The organism is Streptomyces sp. NPDC045955, assembly GCF_056430805.1.
In genome coordinates this window covers 168,901-186,621 of record NZ_JBWKKY010000008.1, presented here as the reverse complement: position 1 = coordinate 186,621, position 17,721 = coordinate 168,901, and the positions used below count along the sequence as shown (strand labels likewise).

17 protein-coding genes are annotated in these 17,721 nt (G+C 71.9%); 8 read left to right on the top strand and 9 right to left on the bottom strand.

The genetic code is table 11. The features are described 5' to 3' along the window. From AC07F0_RS18740 to AC07F0_RS18710, 7 genes are read left to right on the top strand one after another with little or no spacing between them, the layout of a single operon-like run. A complete protein-coding gene (locus tag AC07F0_RS18740; RefSeq protein WP_478980144.1) occupies positions 1-1,026 on the top strand; it encodes an NAD-dependent epimerase/dehydratase family protein in 1,026 nt (341 codons plus the stop codon). Further along, positions 1,014-2,297, top strand: a complete 1,284-nt coding sequence (locus tag AC07F0_RS18735) for a DUF4910 domain-containing protein (protein ID WP_478980142.1) — start codon at positions 1,014-1,016, stop codon at positions 2,295-2,297. The genes AC07F0_RS18740 and AC07F0_RS18735 overlap by 13 nt, the downstream gene beginning before the upstream one ends. Beyond that, positions 2,294-3,589: a hypothetical protein gene (locus AC07F0_RS18730; RefSeq protein WP_478980140.1), complete on the top strand. Its 1,296-nt coding sequence runs from the start codon at positions 2,294-2,296 to the stop codon at positions 3,587-3,589. Before AC07F0_RS18735 ends, AC07F0_RS18730 begins: the two co-directional genes overlap by 4 nt. Further along, entirely contained in the window at positions 3,586-4,533 is a 948-nt protein-coding gene (locus tag AC07F0_RS18725) for a glycosyltransferase family 2 protein (protein ID WP_478980138.1), read from the top strand. The genes AC07F0_RS18730 and AC07F0_RS18725 overlap by 4 nt, the downstream gene beginning before the upstream one ends. Continuing rightward, a complete protein-coding gene (locus tag AC07F0_RS18720) occupies positions 4,530-5,762 on the top strand; it encodes a polysaccharide pyruvyl transferase family protein (RefSeq protein ID WP_478980136.1) in 1,233 nt (410 codons plus the stop codon). The genes AC07F0_RS18725 and AC07F0_RS18720 overlap by 4 nt, the downstream gene beginning before the upstream one ends. Further along, complete coding sequence (locus AC07F0_RS18715) at positions 5,759-6,310, top strand: dTDP-4-dehydrorhamnose 3,5-epimerase family protein (protein ID WP_478980134.1); 552 nt, start codon at positions 5,759-5,761, stop codon at positions 6,308-6,310. Before AC07F0_RS18720 ends, AC07F0_RS18715 begins: the two co-directional genes overlap by 4 nt. A 7-nt stretch (positions 6,311-6,317) precedes the next feature. Beyond that, positions 6,318-7,661, top strand: a complete 1,344-nt coding sequence (locus AC07F0_RS18710; protein ID WP_478980132.1) for a glutamate-1-semialdehyde 2,1-aminomutase — start codon at positions 6,318-6,320, stop codon at positions 7,659-7,661. Positions 7,662-7,668: 7 nt separating this feature from the next. On the opposite strand, the gene AC07F0_RS18705 is transcribed toward AC07F0_RS18710, so the two are convergent. Next, positions 7,669-8,346, bottom strand: a complete 678-nt coding sequence (locus AC07F0_RS18705) for a phosphatase PAP2 family protein (protein ID WP_478980130.1) — start codon at positions 8,344-8,346, stop codon at positions 7,669-7,671. Positions 8,347-8,702: 356 nt separating this feature from the next. Between AC07F0_RS18705 and AC07F0_RS18700 the strand changes: the two genes are divergently transcribed. Next, on the top strand, positions 8,703-8,906 hold the full coding sequence (locus AC07F0_RS18700) for a hypothetical protein (RefSeq protein WP_478980129.1): 204 nt from the start codon (positions 8,703-8,705) through the stop codon (positions 8,904-8,906). Between the two features lie 521 nt (positions 8,907-9,427). On the opposite strand, the gene AC07F0_RS18695 is transcribed toward AC07F0_RS18700, so the two are convergent. From AC07F0_RS18695 to AC07F0_RS18660, 8 genes are all read right to left on the bottom strand, one after another. Continuing rightward, positions 9,428-10,558, bottom strand: a complete 1,131-nt coding sequence (locus AC07F0_RS18695) for an XdhC family protein (protein WP_478980127.1) — start codon at positions 10,556-10,558, stop codon at positions 9,428-9,430. A gap of 155 nt (positions 10,559-10,713) precedes the next feature. Continuing rightward, complete coding sequence (locus tag AC07F0_RS18690) at positions 10,714-12,909, bottom strand: xanthine dehydrogenase family protein molybdopterin-binding subunit (protein ID WP_478980125.1); 2,196 nt, start codon at positions 12,907-12,909, stop codon at positions 10,714-10,716. Beyond that, positions 12,906-13,886: an FAD binding domain-containing protein gene (locus tag AC07F0_RS18685; RefSeq protein WP_478980123.1), complete on the bottom strand. Its 981-nt coding sequence runs from the start codon at positions 13,884-13,886 to the stop codon at positions 12,906-12,908. Before AC07F0_RS18685 ends, AC07F0_RS18690 begins: the two co-directional genes overlap by 4 nt. Before the next feature lie 12 nt (positions 13,887-13,898). Next, entirely contained in the window at positions 13,899-14,549 is a 651-nt protein-coding gene (locus tag AC07F0_RS18680) for a (2Fe-2S)-binding protein (RefSeq protein WP_478980121.1), read from the bottom strand. A gap of 300 nt (positions 14,550-14,849) precedes the next feature. Then, positions 14,850-15,263, bottom strand: coding sequence for a (R)-mandelonitrile lyase (locus AC07F0_RS18675; RefSeq protein ID WP_397622422.1), 414 nt, complete (start codon positions 15,261-15,263; stop codon positions 14,850-14,852). A gap of 36 nt (positions 15,264-15,299) precedes the next feature. After that, positions 15,300-16,067 (bottom strand): SDR family NAD(P)-dependent oxidoreductase, encoded by a 768-nt coding sequence (locus tag AC07F0_RS18670; RefSeq protein ID WP_478980119.1) that lies wholly within the window; start codon positions 16,065-16,067, stop codon positions 15,300-15,302. A gap of 97 nt (positions 16,068-16,164) precedes the next feature. Continuing rightward, positions 16,165-16,377, bottom strand: coding sequence for an SDR family NAD(P)-dependent oxidoreductase (locus AC07F0_RS18665; protein WP_478980117.1), 213 nt, complete (start codon positions 16,375-16,377; stop codon positions 16,165-16,167). A gap of 58 nt (positions 16,378-16,435) precedes the next feature. After that, positions 16,436-17,692 carry an MFS transporter gene (locus AC07F0_RS18660; RefSeq protein WP_478980115.1) on the bottom strand — a complete coding sequence of 419 codons (1,257 nt, stop codon included), beginning with the start codon at positions 17,690-17,692 and terminating at the stop codon, positions 16,436-16,438. Positions 17,693-17,721 lie beyond the last annotated feature (29 nt).

Genomic DNA, 17,721 nt, shown 5'->3' with positions numbered 1-17,721 from the left:
ATGCGCGTACTTCTGACCGGACACCAGGGATACCTGGGCACCGTCATGGCCCCGGTCCTCGCCGCCGCCGGACACGAGGTCGCCGGCCTCGACGCCGGCCTGTTCGCCGACTGCGTGCTGGGCCCAACGCCCGCCGACCCGCCGGGACAGCGGGTGGACCTGCGTGACGTCACGGCCGACCACGTGGCCGGATTCGACGCCGTGATCCACCTGGCCGCGCTGTCCAACGACCCCCTGGGATCGCTGGCGCCGGAGCTCACCTACGACATCAACCACCACGCGTCCGTGCGGCTGGCCCGGCTGGCCCGCGACGCCGGAGTACGGCGCTTCCTGTACGCGTCGACCTGCTCGGTCTACGGCGCCGCCGGCGGCGACGACCTGGTGGGCGAGGACGCCCCGCTGCGCCCCGTGACGCCGTACGCGGAGTCCAAGGTGCGGGTGGAGGACGACCTGCACGCGCTGGCCGACGGCGACTTCACCCCCGTGTTCATGCGCAACGCCACCGCCTTCGGTTACTCGCCCCGGCTGCGCGCCGACATCGTGCTGAACAACCTCGTGGGCCACGCGCTGCTGTCCGGCGAGGTGCTGGTGATGTCCGACGGCACGCCCTGGCGCCCGCTGGTGCACGCCGCCGACATCGCACGGGCCTTCACGGCCGCACTGACGGCGCCGCGGGAAACCGTGCACGACCGGGCGTTCAACATCGGCAGCGAGACCAACAACGTCACGGTCGCCGAGATCGCCGAGCAGGTAGCCGAGGCGGTACCCGGCTCCAAGGTGGTGATCACCGGGGAGACCGGCGCCGATCCGCGGTCGTACCGGGTGGACTTCTCCCGGTTCCGCGCCGCGATCCCCGGCTTCGACTGCGAGTGGACGGTGAAGCGCGGTGCGCTCGAACTCGCCGACGCCTACCGCGCACACGGGCTGACCCGGGAGGACTTCGAGCAGCGCTTCACGCGCCTCGCCGTGCTGCGCGCGGCCTCCGAGGCCGGTGCCGTGGACGACACCCTGCGGTGGCGCCCGTGACCGAGATCGGCGAGGAAATGTACGCACTGGTGGAGCGGCTGTACCCGCTCTGCCGGAGCATCACCGGCGACGGTGTGCGCGCCACCCTGGACATCGTCGGCGAGCACATCCCGCTGCAGGTGCACGAAGTGCCGACCGGAACCCAGGTGCTCGACTGGACGGTCCCGCAGGAGTGGAACATCCGCGACGCGTACATCGCCGACTCCACCGGCAACCGGGTCGTCGACTTCGCCGCGTCCAGCCTGCACGTGCTCGGCTACAGCGTGCCGGTGTCACGGACCATGCCGCTGTCCGAGCTGCGCGAACACCTGCACACGCTGCCGGAGCACCCGTCCTGGGTGCCGTACCGCACCAGCTACTACAAGCCGGACTGGGGGTTCTGCCTGGCCCAGGAGACCCTCGACGCGATGCCGGACGGCGACTACGAGGTGCGCATCGACTCCACCCTCGCCGACGGCCACCTCACCTACGCCGAGCACGTGGTCCCGGGGCAGGTCCCCGACGAGGTGATCGTCTCCTGCCACGTCTGCCACCCGTCGCTGGCCAACGACAACCTGGCCGGCGTGGCGGTGGCGACGTTCCTGGCCAGGGAGCTGGCGGAGCGGACTCCGTACTACACCTACCGGTTCATCTTCGCGCCCGGCACCATCGGGGCGATCACCTGGCTCGCCCGCAACGCGGAGCGGGTGGAACGGGTCAAGCACGGGCTGGTGCTGGCCTGCGCCGGCGACCCGGGCCACCTGACGTACAAGGAGAGCAGGCGCGGCGACGCCGAGATCGACCGTGTGCTGCGGCATGTGCTGGCCGCGTCCGAACGCCCGCACCGCGTCACCGAGTTCACTCCGTACGGCTACGACGAGCGGCAGTTCTGCTCGCCCGGGTTCGATCTCGCCGTGGGCTCGCTCACCCGTACCCCGTACGCCGGCTACCCCGAATACCACACCTCGGCGGACAACCTGGACTTCGTCTCCCCGGAGGCCATGGCTGACACCCTTGCAGTCTGCCGCGAGGCGTTCGCCGTCCTCGACCGCAACCGTCAGTACGTCAACCTCAGCCCGTACGGCGAACCACAGCTGGGCCGACGCGGGTTGTACGACGCGCTCGGTGGCCGCAGCGACACCAAGCAGGCACAGATGGCCATGCTCTGGGTGCTCAACCTCTCCGACGGCGAGCACAGTCTGCTGGACGTCGCCGAGCGGTCCGGACTGCCGTTCAGCGTCGTCGCCGCCGCGGCCGACGCCCTGCGCGGCGCCGGACTGATCAAGGCATGACGCCGATGACCACCGACGGGGAGACGACGACACCGGCCGGGTCCGCCCGGCGGGCCCTCGTCGGCCGGCTGTCCTGGGGACTGGCCGACCAGGCGGCCTCCAGCGTGACCAACTTCGCGGTGGGCATCTACGTGGCACGCTCGCTCGGGCTGACCGCGTTCGGCGTGTTCAGCCTGGCCTGGGTGACCTACGGCGTGGTGCTCAGCGTCTCCCGCGGGCTGGCCACCGACCCGCTCGTGGTGCGCTTCAGCGGCGTCCCGGACGCCTCTTGGCGCGGGGCGGTGGCCCGGTCGTCGGGTACCGCGCTCGGCGTCGGTGCCGCCATCGGCGCGGCGTGCGTGGTGGCCGGGCCGGCTCTCGGCGGCAGCGTGGGGTCCGCGTTCGCCTGCCTCGGCGTCATGCTGCCGGGGCTGCTGCTGCAGGACGCCTGGCGGTACGCGTTCTTCGCCGCCGGCACCGGGCGGAAGGCGTTCGTCAACGACGTCGTGTGGGGCGTCGCGCTCGTCCCGGCCATGGTGGTGGCCGCCCGCGTCGGCAGCGTGGCCGCTTTCGTGCTCGCCTGGGGCGCCTCCGCCGCGGTCGCCGCGGTGTACGGGTGCGTCCAGGCCGGCATCCGGCCCCGGCTGACCGGAGCGCGCGCGTGGCTTCGCGAGCAGCGCGATCTCAGCTACCGGTACCTGGTCGAGAACGTCGGCGTCAGCGGCGCGAGCCAGCTGCGGGCGTACGGGCTCGGCGCGATCGTCGGCGTCGGCGCGGTGGGTACGGTCCGGGGCGCCGAGTTGCTGCTCGGACCGTTCCTCGCCGTGCTGATGGGGCTTTCGCTGGTCACCGTGGCGGAGGCGGCACGGGTGCTGCGGCGGGCCCCGCACCGGCTGGCCAGGTTCTGCCTCCTGCTCGGCGGCGGGCAGGCCGCCGCCGCACTGCTGTGGGGCACGGCACTGCTGCTGATGCCGGATCGGCTCGGCGAGCTCGTGCTCGGCGACGTCTGGAGCTCTGCCGCGGAGCTCATCGTGCCGGCCACGCTGGGCGTCGCGGGCGCCGGCCTCGGCACCGGCGCGGCGGCCGGGCTGCGCGCGCTCGGCGCGGCCCGGCGCAGCCTGCGCAGCCAGCTGTTCGCCTCCGCCTGTTACGTCACCGGCGGGCTCGGCGGGGCGGCCGTGGCCGGCACGGTCGGCTCGGCCTGGGGCGTCGCCGCCGCGACCGTCTGCAGCTCGGCCGTGTGGTGGCTGCACCTGCGCTCCGCCCTGCGCGAGCGCCACCAAGACCTTTTCCGTGAAGTGAGGACGCCATGACCGCCCAACCCCGGCTGAGCATCGGCCTGCCCGTCTACAACGGCGAGGAGTACCTCGCCGAGGCGCTCGACGCCCTGCTCGGCCAGACCTACGAGGACTTCGAGCTGGTCGTCTCGGACAACGCCTCGACCGACGGCACCCAGGACATCTGCCGCGCGTACGCGGCCCGGGACCCCCGCATCCGGTACATCCGCCTCTCGCGGAACATCGGCGCCGCGCCGAACCACAACTACGTGTTCACCGAGTGCCGCGGCGAGCTGTTCAAGTGGGCCTCGCACGACGACCTGTACGCCCGGGACCTGCTGCGGCGCTGCGTAGAGGCCCTGGACGAGCGGCCGGACGTGATCCTCGCGCACTCCGGCCAGGCGGTCATCGACGGCGACGGCCGGGTGAAGGTCCCGTACGAGTACGGGCTCGCCACCGACTCGCCGCACGCGCCGGAGCGCTTCCGCAGCCTGCTGTTCGAGCCCGGCGGCGACGACTTCTACGGGGTGATGCGGGCCGACGTGCTGCGCCGCGTGAAACCGCACGACAGCTACCACCACGCGGACCGCACGTTCGTCGCCGAGATCACCTTGCACGGGCCGTTCCACCAGGTGCCGGAACTGCTGTACTTCCGCCGCGACCACCCCACCCGCGCCGAGCGGGCGAACCCGTCCAAGCGCTCCCGGTGCGTCAACCTCGACCCGCGCCGGGCCGGCCCGCTGCACCCGACGCCCCGGCTGCTCGCCGAGTACGTCTGGGGCTTCACCTCCGCGATCCGGCGGGCGCCGTTGTCCCCGGCGGACCGGCGCGCCTGCTACCGCCACCTGGCCGCGTGGCTGACCAGCCGGGTCCGGCCGGGCGCCGGGGAGCGGGTCGAGGACCGCGCCCCGGTCGACCCGGACCGGCTCACGGCCTCCGTGGACGCCCTCGTCGCCGGCCGTGAGGGGAGGCAGGCGTGACCCCTGCCCGCATCGGGGTGTTCGGCCTGCTGGGCTCCGGCAACCTCGGCAACGACGGGTCGCTCGAAGCCGTGCTCGGATACCTCCGTGCCGAGCACCCGGAGGCGGTCGTGGACGCCCTCTGCGGCGGCCCCGAGGTCGTCACGGCCCGGTACGGCATCCCCGCGACACGGCTGCACTGGTACCGCGGGGAGTACCGGACCGCGTCGCGTGCGGGCGCGATCACGGCGAAGGGCCTGGGCAAACTCGTCGACGCCTTCCGCACCGCTGCCTGGGTGCGCCGGCACGACGCGGTGATCGTGCCGGGCATGGGCGTCCTGGAGGCCACGCTGCCGCTGCGGCCGTGGGGCTTCCCGTACTCGCTGTTCCTGCTCTGCGCGTCCGGCCGGCTGCTGCGCACCCGGGTCGCGCTGGTCGGCGCCGGCGCCGCCCCGATCGGCAACCGGCCGACCCGGACCCTGGTGCGCTGGTCGGCGCGGCTGGCCGCGTACCGCTCGTACCGGGACGAGGTGTCCCGCGACGCGATGCGGGCGATGGGCGTGGACACCGCGCGCGACGCGGTCTACCCGGACCTCGCGTTCGCCCTTCCGACACCGCGGACGAGCGTGCCCTCGGGGCCACAGGACCCACCGGGCCCGGTCTGCGTCGGCGTCATGGCGTTCCACGGCGGCAACGACGACCGCGCCCGGGCCGAGGAGATCCACCGGCGCTACCTCGACGGGGTGACCCGCTTCGTCCGCGCACTGGTGGAGGACGGCAGGCCGGTCCGGCTGCTCACCGGCGACGAGTGCGACGCGCCGGTGGTCGCGGCGATCCTCGACGCGGTGGACTCGCCGCTGGTCACCGCTGCCGAGGCGGCCTCGCTGGCCGACCTGATGACGGAGACGGCGGCTGCCGGCACCGTGGTGGCGACCCGGTACCACAACCTGGTCTGCGCCCTGAAGGCCGGCACACCGACGCTCGCCCTCAGCTACGCGGCGAAGAGCGACGCGCTCATGGCCCGGATGGGGCTGGACGCGTTCTGCCACCCGGCGCGTGAGGTCGACGCCGACCGGCTGCTCGAACAGTTCCGGGCGCTGGAGAAGCGATCGGCGGAACTGCGACGGACCCTCACCGAGCGGAACCAGGTCACCGCCCGGCAACTGCACGACCAGTTCACCGCCCTGACCACGGCCCTGTTCCCGGCGGCCGACCACACCCACACCCACGCGTATCGGGAGGCTCGATGAAGGCGACCGAAGTCCCGCAGATCGCCGGCGCGTACCTGTTCGAGCCGACGCCGTACGCCGACGAGCGCGGCTTCTTCAGCCGCACGTTCGACGCCGACGTGGTCCGCTCCGTCGGCCTCGACCCGGGCGCCTTCGTCCAGGACAGCCTGTCCCGCTCGGTCCGGGGTGTGCTGCGCGGGCTGCACCTGCGCTCCGGCGCCGGCGAGGCCAAGCTGGTGCGGTGCTCGTACGGGAGGGTCTTCGACGTCGTCGTGGACCTGCGGACGGACTCGCCGACCTACCTGGGCCGGGCCTTCTTCGAGCTGTCCGGCGACACCCAGACGACCCTCTACATCCCGGCGGGGTGCGCGCACGGCTTCCAGGCGCTGACCGAGACCGCCGACACGTCGTACCGGATCGACCGCCCGCACGATCCGGCCGAGGACGTGACGATCGCCTACGACGACCCGGAGCTCGCCATCCCCTGGCCGCTGCCGGTCACATCGATGTCCCAGCGGGACCGGGAGGCGCCGAGCCTCGCCGCGGTCCTGAAGCAGAGGGAAAGCTGAGGTCCACGTGGACACCGAAGACACCGCAGAGACCGAGGAGTTCCTCCTGCCCCGGTCGCGGACGGCGAACGAGCGGCTGCACGCCATGATCCCCGGGGGCGCGCACACCTACGCCAAGGGCGACGACCAGTACCCCGAGAACCTGGCCCCGGTCATCAGCCACGGCCACGGTGCCCACGTGTGGGACATCGACGGCAACCGCTACATCGAGTACGGCTCCGGCCTGCGCTCGGTCAGCCTCGGCCACGCCCACCCCCGCGTGATCGAGGCGGTGCGGCGGGAACTCGACCGCGGCTCCAACTTCGTCCGGCCGTCCATCGTCGAGGTGGAGGCCGCGGAACGCTTCCTGTCCACGGTGCCGACCGCCGAGATGGTGAAGTTCGCGAAGAACGGCTCCGACGCCACCACCGCCGCGGTGCGCCTCGCGCGCGCCGCGACCGGCCGCCCGCGGGTGGCCCTCTGCGCCGACCATCCGTTCTTCTCCGTCGACGACTGGTTCATCGGCACCACGCCGATGTCCGCCGGCATCCCGGCGTCGACCACCGACCTCACCGTGTCGTTCCCCTACGGAGACCTGGCCGCCACGGAGGAGCTGCTCACCCGCCACCAGGACGAGATCGCCTGCCTGATCCTCGAACCCGCCACCCACACCGAGCCACCGCCCGGGTACCTCGCCGGCCTGCGTGAGCTGGCCGACCGGCACGGCTGCGTACTGATCTTCGACGAGATGATCACCGGCTTCCGCTGGTCCGAGGCCGGCGCCCAGGGCCTGTACGGCGTCGTCCCCGACCTCTCCACGTTCGGCAAGGCGCTGGGCAACGGCTTCGCCGTCTCCGCGCTGGCCGGGCGCCGCGACCTGATGGAACTCGGCGGCCTGCGGCAGTCCGGCGAACGGGTCTTCCTGCTGTCCACCACGCACGGTGCGGAAACGCACTCCCTCGCCGCCGCGATGGCCGTGCAGACCACCTACGTCGAAGAGAGCATCACCGCGCGGCTGCACGCCCTCGGCGAGCGGCTGGCCGCCGGTGTCCGCGACGCCGCGGCCGGTATGGGCGTCGGCGACCACATCGTGGTCCGGGGCCGGGCCAGCAACCTGGTCTTCGCCACCCTCGACGAGAACGGGCAGCCGTCGCAGCGGTACCGCACCCTCTTCCTGCGCCGGCTCCTCGCGGGCGGGGTGCTCGCCCCGTCGTTCGTGGTGAGCAGCGCGCTCACCGACGCCGACATCGACCACACCGTCGACGTGGTGGCGCAGGCGTGTGCGGTGTACCGCAAGGCACTGGACGCCGCCGACCCCACCCCGTGGCTGGGCGGACGACCGGTGAAGCCGGTGTTCCGCCGCCTGGCATGACGTGACGTCAGCGAGGCCACAGCCGACGGCTGTCGGCCACCTGATCGACCAGCCACGCGGTCGCCGGTACCACCGCCAGCGCGGTGCACCAGCCGCCGAGGACGTCGGTCGGGTAGTGCGCGCCCAGGGCGACCTGCGCCCAGCCCATGGCGGCCCCGGCGACCAGCGCCGCGGCGAGCACCAGCAGCGTGCCGGCCGTCCTGCCGAGACGGAGCCGGCCGGCCGCCAACAGCGCCACCACGACGGCGAGCGCGGTGAGGAAGGCGGTGTGACCGCTCGGGTAGGACAGGTTGCCGTCGCCGTGGATGGTGCGTCCCACCAGGGGCTTGAGCAGTGTGGTCGTCCCCACGGCCATGCCGGCGCCGGCGCCGGCGAGCACCGCCGCACGAGGACACCGAAGCAGCAGGCATACCGTCACGGTGGCCACGACCAGCGTCGCCGCTCCCACGGGCTCCCCGAGGAAGTCCGTGGCCAGAGCGACGTGCCGCCAGGGCGGACCCACACTGTCCGCCGTCGGCTGGACGACCCACCTGTCCACGCTGCCGGGCTCGCTGTGGCCGGCGTACAGGACCCCGAGCACGAGGACCACCAGCGCGGCGAGGGCTGCCACCAGCCCGAGCGACATGCGCAACGCAGGGGGTAGCACCGCGGGCTTGCGCAGCAGTGGTTCGTGTCGCAGTCCCATGTCCCCCGCCGCCACAGCGCTGCCGCCCCCCACCAGTCCCTGCTTGCCACCCTAACCAGCGATGCGGTCACGGAGCACCGCCGCTCGAGAATGAGTCCGGGCGGGATCGAGCACGGCAAGAGCCGCAGCCATGAACCGCAGCCACCGGTGATCTGCGGCCCCGCGCTGCCGCTGCGAACTACCGGCACACCCCTGCACCATCGGCCGTCCGAGGGACCGTTGACCTTTTCCGAGGCGCTCGGGATACGTCCTGGCGGCAGAGACGTCACTATGAGTCCAAGCAGGAAGCCCGCACCACCAAAGTCCCTTGGCGGCACGATCGGTGGGGCGAGCACTGAGTACCAGGAGGTACCGCAATGACTGTGGCTCCCACTCGCTCTGTACTGTCAACGGCTCGCCCGAAGGGCTGGGCGGCCCTGCTCATCGTCATCGTGATCGTCTATGCCCCGGCGGCACAGATCCAGGACACCCTGACCAGTCTGATCGCCCTGTCAGCAGTGCTCGTCTCGGGCTCGGCGGTCAGGGTCGTATCAGCGCGTCAGCCGCAGACGACCGCCTGAGGACGGACCAGGCTCGATCGGGCCGGGAGGGGGCGGCGGCCACCACCCGGGAAGCGGGCGAGGCGAGGGCCTCCTCCACTTGGTCGCCACCGCCTACCCGCTCCCTGCCTGATCACTGCGCCCGAACCGGCAAGCCATGTCCCCGCGAGCGCGTGCCCGCCAGGGCCTCGGCGATCCGCCCGGCGGCCTGCGCCCCAGGGACGCCGCCGGGCCCCTCGCCGGACACCCGCCGGCACAACTGCTCCGGCGCTTCGTACCGGTCCCCCCACCGTCGAACGCCCCTCGGAGGTCGAAAACCAACAGGTCAGTGACCCTTGTCGACCGGCTCCAGCACCGCCACGCACTCCACATGATGCGTCATCGGAAAGATGTCGGATTGAACAGGTATCGGAAAGGCCAGGTCAGAGGCCATTTCTCGGCTCGTTGTCCCGCCTGCGGGAGCCCAGAGCGTCAAGCGAGCGTCATGACGTACAGGCTGCCTTCAGAGGGACGATGAGCCCTTGTCGGTTCGTGAGGCCGGCCTACCGGTAGCCCGCCAACTCCGACGGCCGGTGGATCGGGCCGGTGATCTGGGTCAGAGGTCTGCCCGTGCCGTGGTTGGCCTGGGCGATGATCTCCGCGGTGATGGAGATGGCCGTCTCCTCGGGTGTGGAGGCTCCAAGATCGAGGCCGATGGGGGAACGCAGCCGGGCCAACTGGTTCTCCGTGACGCCCTGCTCGCGCAGGCGGCGTATGCGCTCGTCGTGGGTGCGCCGGGAGCCCATGCCCCCGACATAGGCGACGGGCAGGTCGAGTGCCAGGCGCAGCAGGGGAATGTCGAACCTGGCGTCGTGGGTGAGGACACATATGGCGGTACGCTCGTCCACCTCGGTGCGTTCCAGGTAGCGGTGGGGCCAGTCGACCACCACTTCGTCCGCGTGCGGGAAGCGGGCGGGAGTGGCGAAGACGGGGCGGGCGTCGCAGACGGTGACGTGGTAACCCAGGAAGCGGCCGGCCCGGCTGAGGGCCGCGGCGAAGTCGACGGCACCGAAGACCAGCAGGCGTGGCGGGGACGCACGGACATGAACGAGGACGGACAGCCGTTCGGGGCATTCGTCCGCCTGCCCGCCGATGTCGATGCGGACGGTGCGGCCCGCCTGCATCAGGGCCCTGGCCCGGTCGGCCACGGCCCGGTCCGCCGGGCCGCCGTCTACGCGCCCATAGGCGACATGGCCGCCGCCGAGCACGCTCAGCGTGGAGCCGAGGAGGTGTTCCGGGCCGTCCACGACCTGTGCCACGGCGACCGGTCGCCCTTGAGCAATCTCGGAGAGGGCCGTGGACAGGTGCGGCTGTGCTGCGGGGTCGATGCGCTGGACGAGGACGTCGAGTTCGCCGCCGCAGGTCAGACCGACGGCGAAGGCGTCGTCGTCGGAGTAGCCGAACCAGGCCCGCTGTGGGGCGCCCCGGTCGTGGAGCACCTGTCGGCACAGTTCGTAGACCGCTCCCTCGACGCAGCCGCCGGAGACGCTGCCGACGGCGTTGCCGTCCTCGTCCACCGCGACCGACGTACCGACCGGCAGAGGGGCACTGCCGTGCACGTCGACGACGGTGGCCAGAGCGAAGGGGCGTGCCTCGCGGCACCAGCGGTGCAGAGTGTCCGCGATGTTCAGCATGGCAGTTCTCCATGTCTCCATGGCAGGACCAGGATCGGAAGGTGAACGGGCCGCCGCCACGACGCCGGGGAAACAGCGGCCCTCGAAAGTCCGGCAGCCGGACGGGGCAGGCTGCCGGACGAGCGGTGTGCGCTCCGTCGGCCCGAGGGCATGGATCAGAGCAACGCCTCGGCCGTGATGGGCAGTTCGCGGACGCGGCGGCCGGTGGCGTTGAAGACCGCGTTGGCGATGGCGGGCGCCACCCCGATCATCACGAGCTCTCCGAGGCCCTTGACGCCGAGCGGGTCGGCCTCGCGGTCCTCGCCGTCCAGGTAGATCGCCTTCAGGTCGGGGACGTCGGCGTTGACGGGCACGAGGTAGTCGGCGAGGTTGGCGTTGACGATGCGGCCGTCGCGGTGGTCGGTGAGCGTGTGCTCCAGCAGGGCCGTGCCGATGCCGCCGACCATGCCGCCGATGGCCTGGCTGTCGGCGAGTTTGGGGCTGATGATACGGCCCGCGTCGTACACGCCGAGCACCCGCCGCACCCGCACCAGACCGAGCGTCGCGTCCACTGCCACCTCGGCAAAGGTGGCGTTGTAGCCGTAGAAGGAGTGACGTTCGGGGCCCGACGGCGGCGCGAAGGAGCCGTCCGCTTCCAGGTGGGTGCGGTCGTTGCGGGTCAGCAGCCGCCGGTAGGTCTCCCCGCGCGTGGGATCGTTCTTCACGTGCAGTCGGCCGTTGCGCACCACGACATCGTCGGCCGCCACCCCGTACAGCGGCGACTCGCGGTCCCCGACGGCCAGTTGGATCGCCTGGCGGCGGACCTTGTTGCAGGCGTCGAGGGTGGCGGAGCCGACGCTGGCCATGGTCATCGAGCCGCCGTGCGGGGGTGTCGGAGGGTAGAGGGAGTCCCCCAACCGGAAGGTCACCGTGCGCACGGTCAGTCCGAGGGCGTCGGCGGCGACCTGGGTCTGGGAGGTGTACGTACCCGGGCCCATGTCGGTGGCAGCCGCCTCGACCAGCGCGGTGCCGTCGGCGTCCAGGCGGGCCCGGGCCTGGGCCGGCATGCGCGCGGTGTCGTAGACGCCGGCGGCCATGCCCAGGCCGATGAGCCAGTCGCCGTCGCGCGTGGAGCGGGGCCTGGGGTCGCGGCGGTCCCAGCCGAACTCGCGGGCGCCGACGCTGTAGCACTCGCGCAGCCGGCGGGTGGAGAACGGCAGCCCCGACGACTCGTCCTCCGCCGGCTCGTTGCGCCGGCGCAGCTCGATCGGGTCGACGCCGAGCTTGTGGGCGAGTTCGTCCATGGCCGACTCGATGACGAAGGACGCCGTCTGGAAGCCGGGGCCTCGCATGTACAGCGGCGTGGGCAGATCCAGCGGCACCGTCCGGTACCTCTGGGTCACGTTGGGCATGCTGTAGAGCATCTGTCCGGCCGCCAGGATGGACTCGGTGAACGTCTCGTACGACGACGTCTCGGCGTCCAGCTCGTGCACCGCGGCGGACAGCCGGCCCCGCCGGTCACTGCCGAGGCGCAGGTGGTACTCGTACGAGGGCCGGAAACCGGTACCGAGGTACATCTGCTTGCGACTGAGGACCAGCTTGACCGGGCGCTTCGTCTCGCGGGCGGCCAGCGCGGCGACGACCACGTGCGGCCAGCAGCGCAGTGCCGTGCCGAAGCCGCCGCCGACGAACGGTGAGATGACGCGCACCGCGTCCGTCTCCAGACCGAACACCGCGGCGAGTTCGGTCTGCGTGCCCACCACCCACTGGGTCTTGTCCCACACGGTGAGCTTGTCACCGTTCCAGCGGGCGATGGTGGCGTGCGGCTCCATCGGGTTGTGGTGGTTGCGAGCCGTGCGGTAGGTCAGGTCCAGCCGCACGGCCGCCGTGCGCAGGGCCGCCTCGGCGTCGCCGCGCGCGTACCGGGTCGGCTCGTCCGGCTCGGCCTCGGTGAGGTCGGTCGAGGGCTGTTCGGCGTCGTAACCGACTTCGACCAGGCTCGCGCCGTGCTGTGCGGCCTCCAGCGTGGTGGCGACCACGACGGCGACCGGCTGGCCGTGGAAGCGGACGCGGTCGTCCTGGAAGACGCGCAGTCGCCGGCCGGGCGGATTGTTCGACCCGGAGTTGTCGCGGTACGGCAGCTTCGGCGCGTTGCGGTAGTGGATCACCTTCAGCACGCCCGGAAGGGCTTCGGCGGCACCGGTGCTGATCGACGTGATGCGGCCGCGGCCGATGGCCGCGTCGACGATGACGGCGTGCACCGCCCCGTCGACCTCGTGCTCGGCGGCATACAGCGCCTGCCCGGTGACCTTGAGCCGGCCGTCCACCCGGGACAGCGGCGCACCCACGGCTGCCTGCGGCTGGGGGCTCACTTGGTACCTCCTACGACGCGCAGCTGGCGTTCGACAGTGCGCTTGAGCAGCTCGACCTTGAAGCGGTTGTGCTGAAGGGGACGGGCCCCCTCCGCCGCCTTCGCGGCAGCGGCCGACCAGAGGGCCCCCGAGGGGCGTTCACCGACGAGGTGCTGTTCGACGGCGGGCAGCTTCCAGGGCACCGTGCCCACTCCCCCGGCGGCGACCTTGGCCTCGCGGATCACCCCGCCGCGTACGTGCAGCGCGACGGCCGCCGACGTCAGGGCGAACTCGTACGACTGCCGGTCACGCACCTTCAGGTAGCCGGACCTGAGCGGGCGCGGAAGAGCGGGAATCTCCACTGCGGTAATCAACTCGCCTTTACGCAGGTCCTGCTCACGTTGCGGGGTACTGCCCGGCCGCAACAGGAAGTCGGCGAAGGACACCTGACGTGCCCCGTCCGGGCCCAGCAGGTGCACCCGTGCCTCCAGTGCCGCGAAGGCCACGGCGGCATCGGACGGGTGGGTGGCCACGCAGGCGTCGGAGGTCCCGAGGATGGCGTGGGTGCGGTTGTGGCCGTGCAGGGCGGCGCAACCGGAGCCGGGCTCGCGCTTGTTGCAGTCGGCGGTGACGTCGCGGAAGTACGTGCAGCGGGTGCGCTGCATGATGTTGCCGCCGATGGTCGCCATGTTCCGCAGCTGGGCCGACGCGCTCAGCTCCAGCGCCTCGGAGACGACGGGACACAGGGTGCGCACCTTGGCGTGGGCGGCGGCCTCGGACATGGTCACCAGGGCGCCGATGTGCAAGCCCCCGCGCTCGGTGGCGGTGATCTCGCCCAGCGGCAGTCCGGTGATGTCGACGAGGTTCTCGGGGCGTTCGACGGTCTCACGCATGAGGTCGACCAGGGTGGTGCCCCCGGCGATGTAACGCCCGCCGCGGCGACCGGCGTCGAGGGCTTCGCGGGTGTCGGAGACGCGGGTGTAGGAGAAGGGATGCATGGCGGCCGATCCTCACTTCCGGCCCGCGGTCTGCTCCACCGCGCGCACGATCTTGACGTAGCAGCCGCAGCGGCAGATGTTTCCGCTCATCCACTCCCGGATCTCCTCCGGCGAGCCGGTGTGGCCCTCCTGGATGCAGCCGACGCCGGAGACGATCTGCCCTGGCGTGCAGTAGCCGCACTGGAAGGCGTCCTGGTCGATGAACGCCTGCTGCAGCGGGTGGAGTTGATCACCCTCGGCCAGGCCCTCGATCGTGGTGACCTCGGCTCCCTCCAGACGCACCGCGAGCGTCAGGCAGGCGTTGTGCCGCTGCCCGTCGACCAGGACCGTGCACGCGCCGCAGGCCCCGGCGTTGCAGCCCTTCTTCGAGCCCGTCAGGCCCAAGTGCTCGCGGAGCAGGTCCAGCAGTGAGGTGCGGTTGTCGACCGTCACGGTATGGCGGGTGCCGTTGACCGTCAGGGAGACACGGCTGGACGGCGGCCTCTCGGCGGCCGTCGCTTCCTCCGGGTCGGCGAGGAACGTGCCTGCGATCACGCCCCCCGCGACGACGGCACCACCGACCGCTGTGCTGGTGGCGATGAACGTGCGCCGAGTCGGTGCCAGGGAGGACTCGCCGGCCCCGGTGGGTGGTGGGGCGGAAGGTTCGGGGAGTTCAGTGGACATACGTACGCCTTCGTATCGCGGACGGATCGGCCGTACACATCAGCGGGACGGGAGAGTGGATCGTCGTCACCGCGGGAAAGCCGGCAACCGCGCGCTCTGGCAGCGGCTACTGGTCGCCTGGGGAGTCTTGCACCACCGGCAACGCTCGTGACAGGGAGACTTTCCTCCCCCCATTGAAGCTCCGTCAGAAGTGACTGACCGACGTCATCGGGGGCACTTGCGCGCTGCGAGGCAGGCGGCCCTCCCTGGGACGCCGTGACGTCCTGAGTGAGCCCCGGCTGCGTGCTGGATGGGCCGGGGCTACTGGTCGCGGGTGCGGCGGCCGTTGTAGTGCTGGTCGGTGACCGGCTCGGCCCACGTGGTCTCGGGAGTGCCGTCGCCTGTGCCCTCCCACAGGGCGATGTGCTCCATGAAGCGGTCGGGGGCAGCGCCGTGCCAGTGTTCCTCGTCCGGCGGGCAGGCGACGGTCTCGCCGGGGTGGGCCTCGAAGACGGTGCCGTCCCGGGTGCCGATCAGGGCGATGCCGGAAACGACGTGCAGGGTCTGGCCCAGGGCGTGGGAGTGCCAGTTGGTGCGGGCACCCGGCGAGAAGCGGACCAGGTTGGCGCGCATCCGCGACGGCTCCTGGCCGGCCACGATGACGTCCCACCACACGTCGCCGGTGAACCAGTCGGCCGGGGCCTTGCTGCTGGGCTGCTGCTTGATGAATTCCATGGTGTCTCTCAGCTCTCTTTCCTGCGTGGGCTGTCTTCAGCGGGCGACGTAGCCACCGTCGACGGGGAGGGCGACGCCGACGACGAAACTCGCTCCGGGGCTGCACAGCCACAGGACCGCCTGGGCGATCTCCTCGGCGGTGCCGAGCCGGTTGATGGGCTGGTTGGCCTCGGCCTCGGCGCGGTCGAGTTCGCCCTTGGCGATCATGTCGCTGACCATGGGGGTGTCGATGGTGCCCGGGCAGACGGCGTTGATGCGGATGCCTCGGGGGGCGTATTCGAGTGCCGCGCTGCTCGTCAGGCCGATGACTCCGTGTTTGGAGGCGTGGTAGGAGGCGCGGCCGGGCAGGCCGACCAGGCCGCCCAGGGAGGAGCAGTTGACGATCGCGCCGCTGCCCTGGGTGCGCATGTGCCGCAGCTCGTGCTTCATGCAGGCCCACACGCCGCGCAGGTTGATGGCGTTGACGCGGTCGAACTGTTCGGCGGGCTCGTCTGCGGCGTCGCTGGGCGGGATCTGGATGCCGGCGTTGTTGTAGGCCATGTCCAGGCGGCCGAAGGTCTCGACCGTGCGGTCGACGGCGGCGGCGACCTGGTCCTCGTCACTGACGTCGCAGGTGAGGGCGAGGGCTTGGTGGCCGGCGTCGGTGAGTTCCTTCGCGGCAGCGTTCAGGGCCGCTTCGTCGATGTCGGTGAGGGCGACGGCGGCTCCGGACCGGGCGAACGCGCGGGCGGTCGCCAGCCCCATACCGGCGCCGGCCCCGGTGACGAGGGCGACGCGGCCGTTGAAGTCGTAGGTGGGATTCACGGGGCGTTGTCCCTTCAGGTGGCAAGATGTGGCGGTACGGCTGGTGCCCGGGGTGCCTGGATGAACTGCGGCGGCACGACGCCTTGCCGCGACGCCGTCAGGCGGTTTGGCCGCCGCCGACGACCATGGCGTGGCCGGTGGCGAAGGAGGCGGCGTCCGAGCAGACCAGAACACCGTCCGCGGACAGGTCGGCGAGGGCGACGCGGGTGCCTGCGCGGGCGAAGGCGCCCGCAGTCACGCGGCCGATGCCGGAGCCGGCTCCGGTCACGAAGGCCACCTTCCCGGTGAAGCCCGTGCTGCTCACAGTCATGCGCGGAGTCCTCTCGCGTGCTGGTACGTAGTCGGCCGTACGCGGATCCAGGCTTGAGTCAGTGCTGCGACGGCACCTGCGCGGGTTCGTCGTGTCGCCGTTGCGCGGGAGCGCTGCTCCGGGCCACGATCCGGCCCTTGTGGGACGGGCCGTGAACGGCGAGGGCGATCAGGGGCAGCAGCGTCAGGGCGGCGATGACGGTGCCGACCAGGGGCGGGCCGGTCAGGCCCAGGGAGGAGTCCAGGGCCTGACCCGCGATCATCGAACCGGCGGCGATGCCGGTGTTGAAGGCGGAGGTGGTCAGAGAGGAGGTGAGGGTGGGGGCATCGCCCGCGAAGCGCATGGCGAGGGCGGTGACGACCGGGTTGACCGTGAAGCCGGTCAGGCCCATGAGGAAGACCAGGAGGGTTGCTGTCACCGGGTTGCCGGACAGCGGGATCATCAGGAACAGGACCAGAGCCGTAGCCGCGGCGGCCGTGATCGTGGTCGCCATCGGACGTCGGTCGCCTAGGTGGCCGCCCGTGGTGGTGCCGCCCAGGGCGCCGACGCCGAAGGCGATGAGGACGAGCGGTACGGCGCCTGCGGGGATGCCCGCGCGGTCGGTCAGCAGCGGCGTGACGTAGGTGTACGTCGCCAGGACGCCGCCCATGATCAGCATCGCGGCGGCGAGCGCCAGCCACAGCCGGCCCTGACGCAGCGCCCGGACCTCGGCCCGGAGGGACACCTCGACGCGCCGCTCCCGGTCCGGGATGAAGCGGCCGATGAACACGGCGGCGAGCCCGGAGAGGACGGCCAGGGCCCAGAAGGGGCCGCGCCAGCCGGTGAACTGGCCGGCGAACGAGCCGATCGGCACGCCGACGACGTTGGCCAGGGTCAGGCCGCCGATCATGACGCCCGTGGCGCGGGTGGCGTTGTGCGGGCCCGCGGCGGTGGTGGCGACGACGAAGCCGACGGCCCAGAACGCTCCGGTGGCCAGGGCCGTGACGACGCGGGCGGTGAGGACGATCGTGAAGGACGTACTGAGGGCGGCGACGAGATGTCCGAGGCAGAACACGGACAGGGCCAGGATCAGCGTCAGGCGCTGCGGAAGCCGTAGGGTCGCCAGGGCCATGGTCGGCGCGCCGACGATCATGCCGACGGCGAAGGCGGTGATCAGCAGGCCGGCGTGGGAGACGCTGACTCCGAGGTCACCGGCCAGCTCCGGCAGCAGGCCGGCGACGACGAACTCGGTGGTCCCCATCAGGAACGTGCCGGCGGCGAGCACCCAGACGACGAAGGGAAGCCTGCCGGGGGTGGTCCCGGACGCGGAAGGCATACGTGTGGTCTCTCCTTGCGTGGAAACGG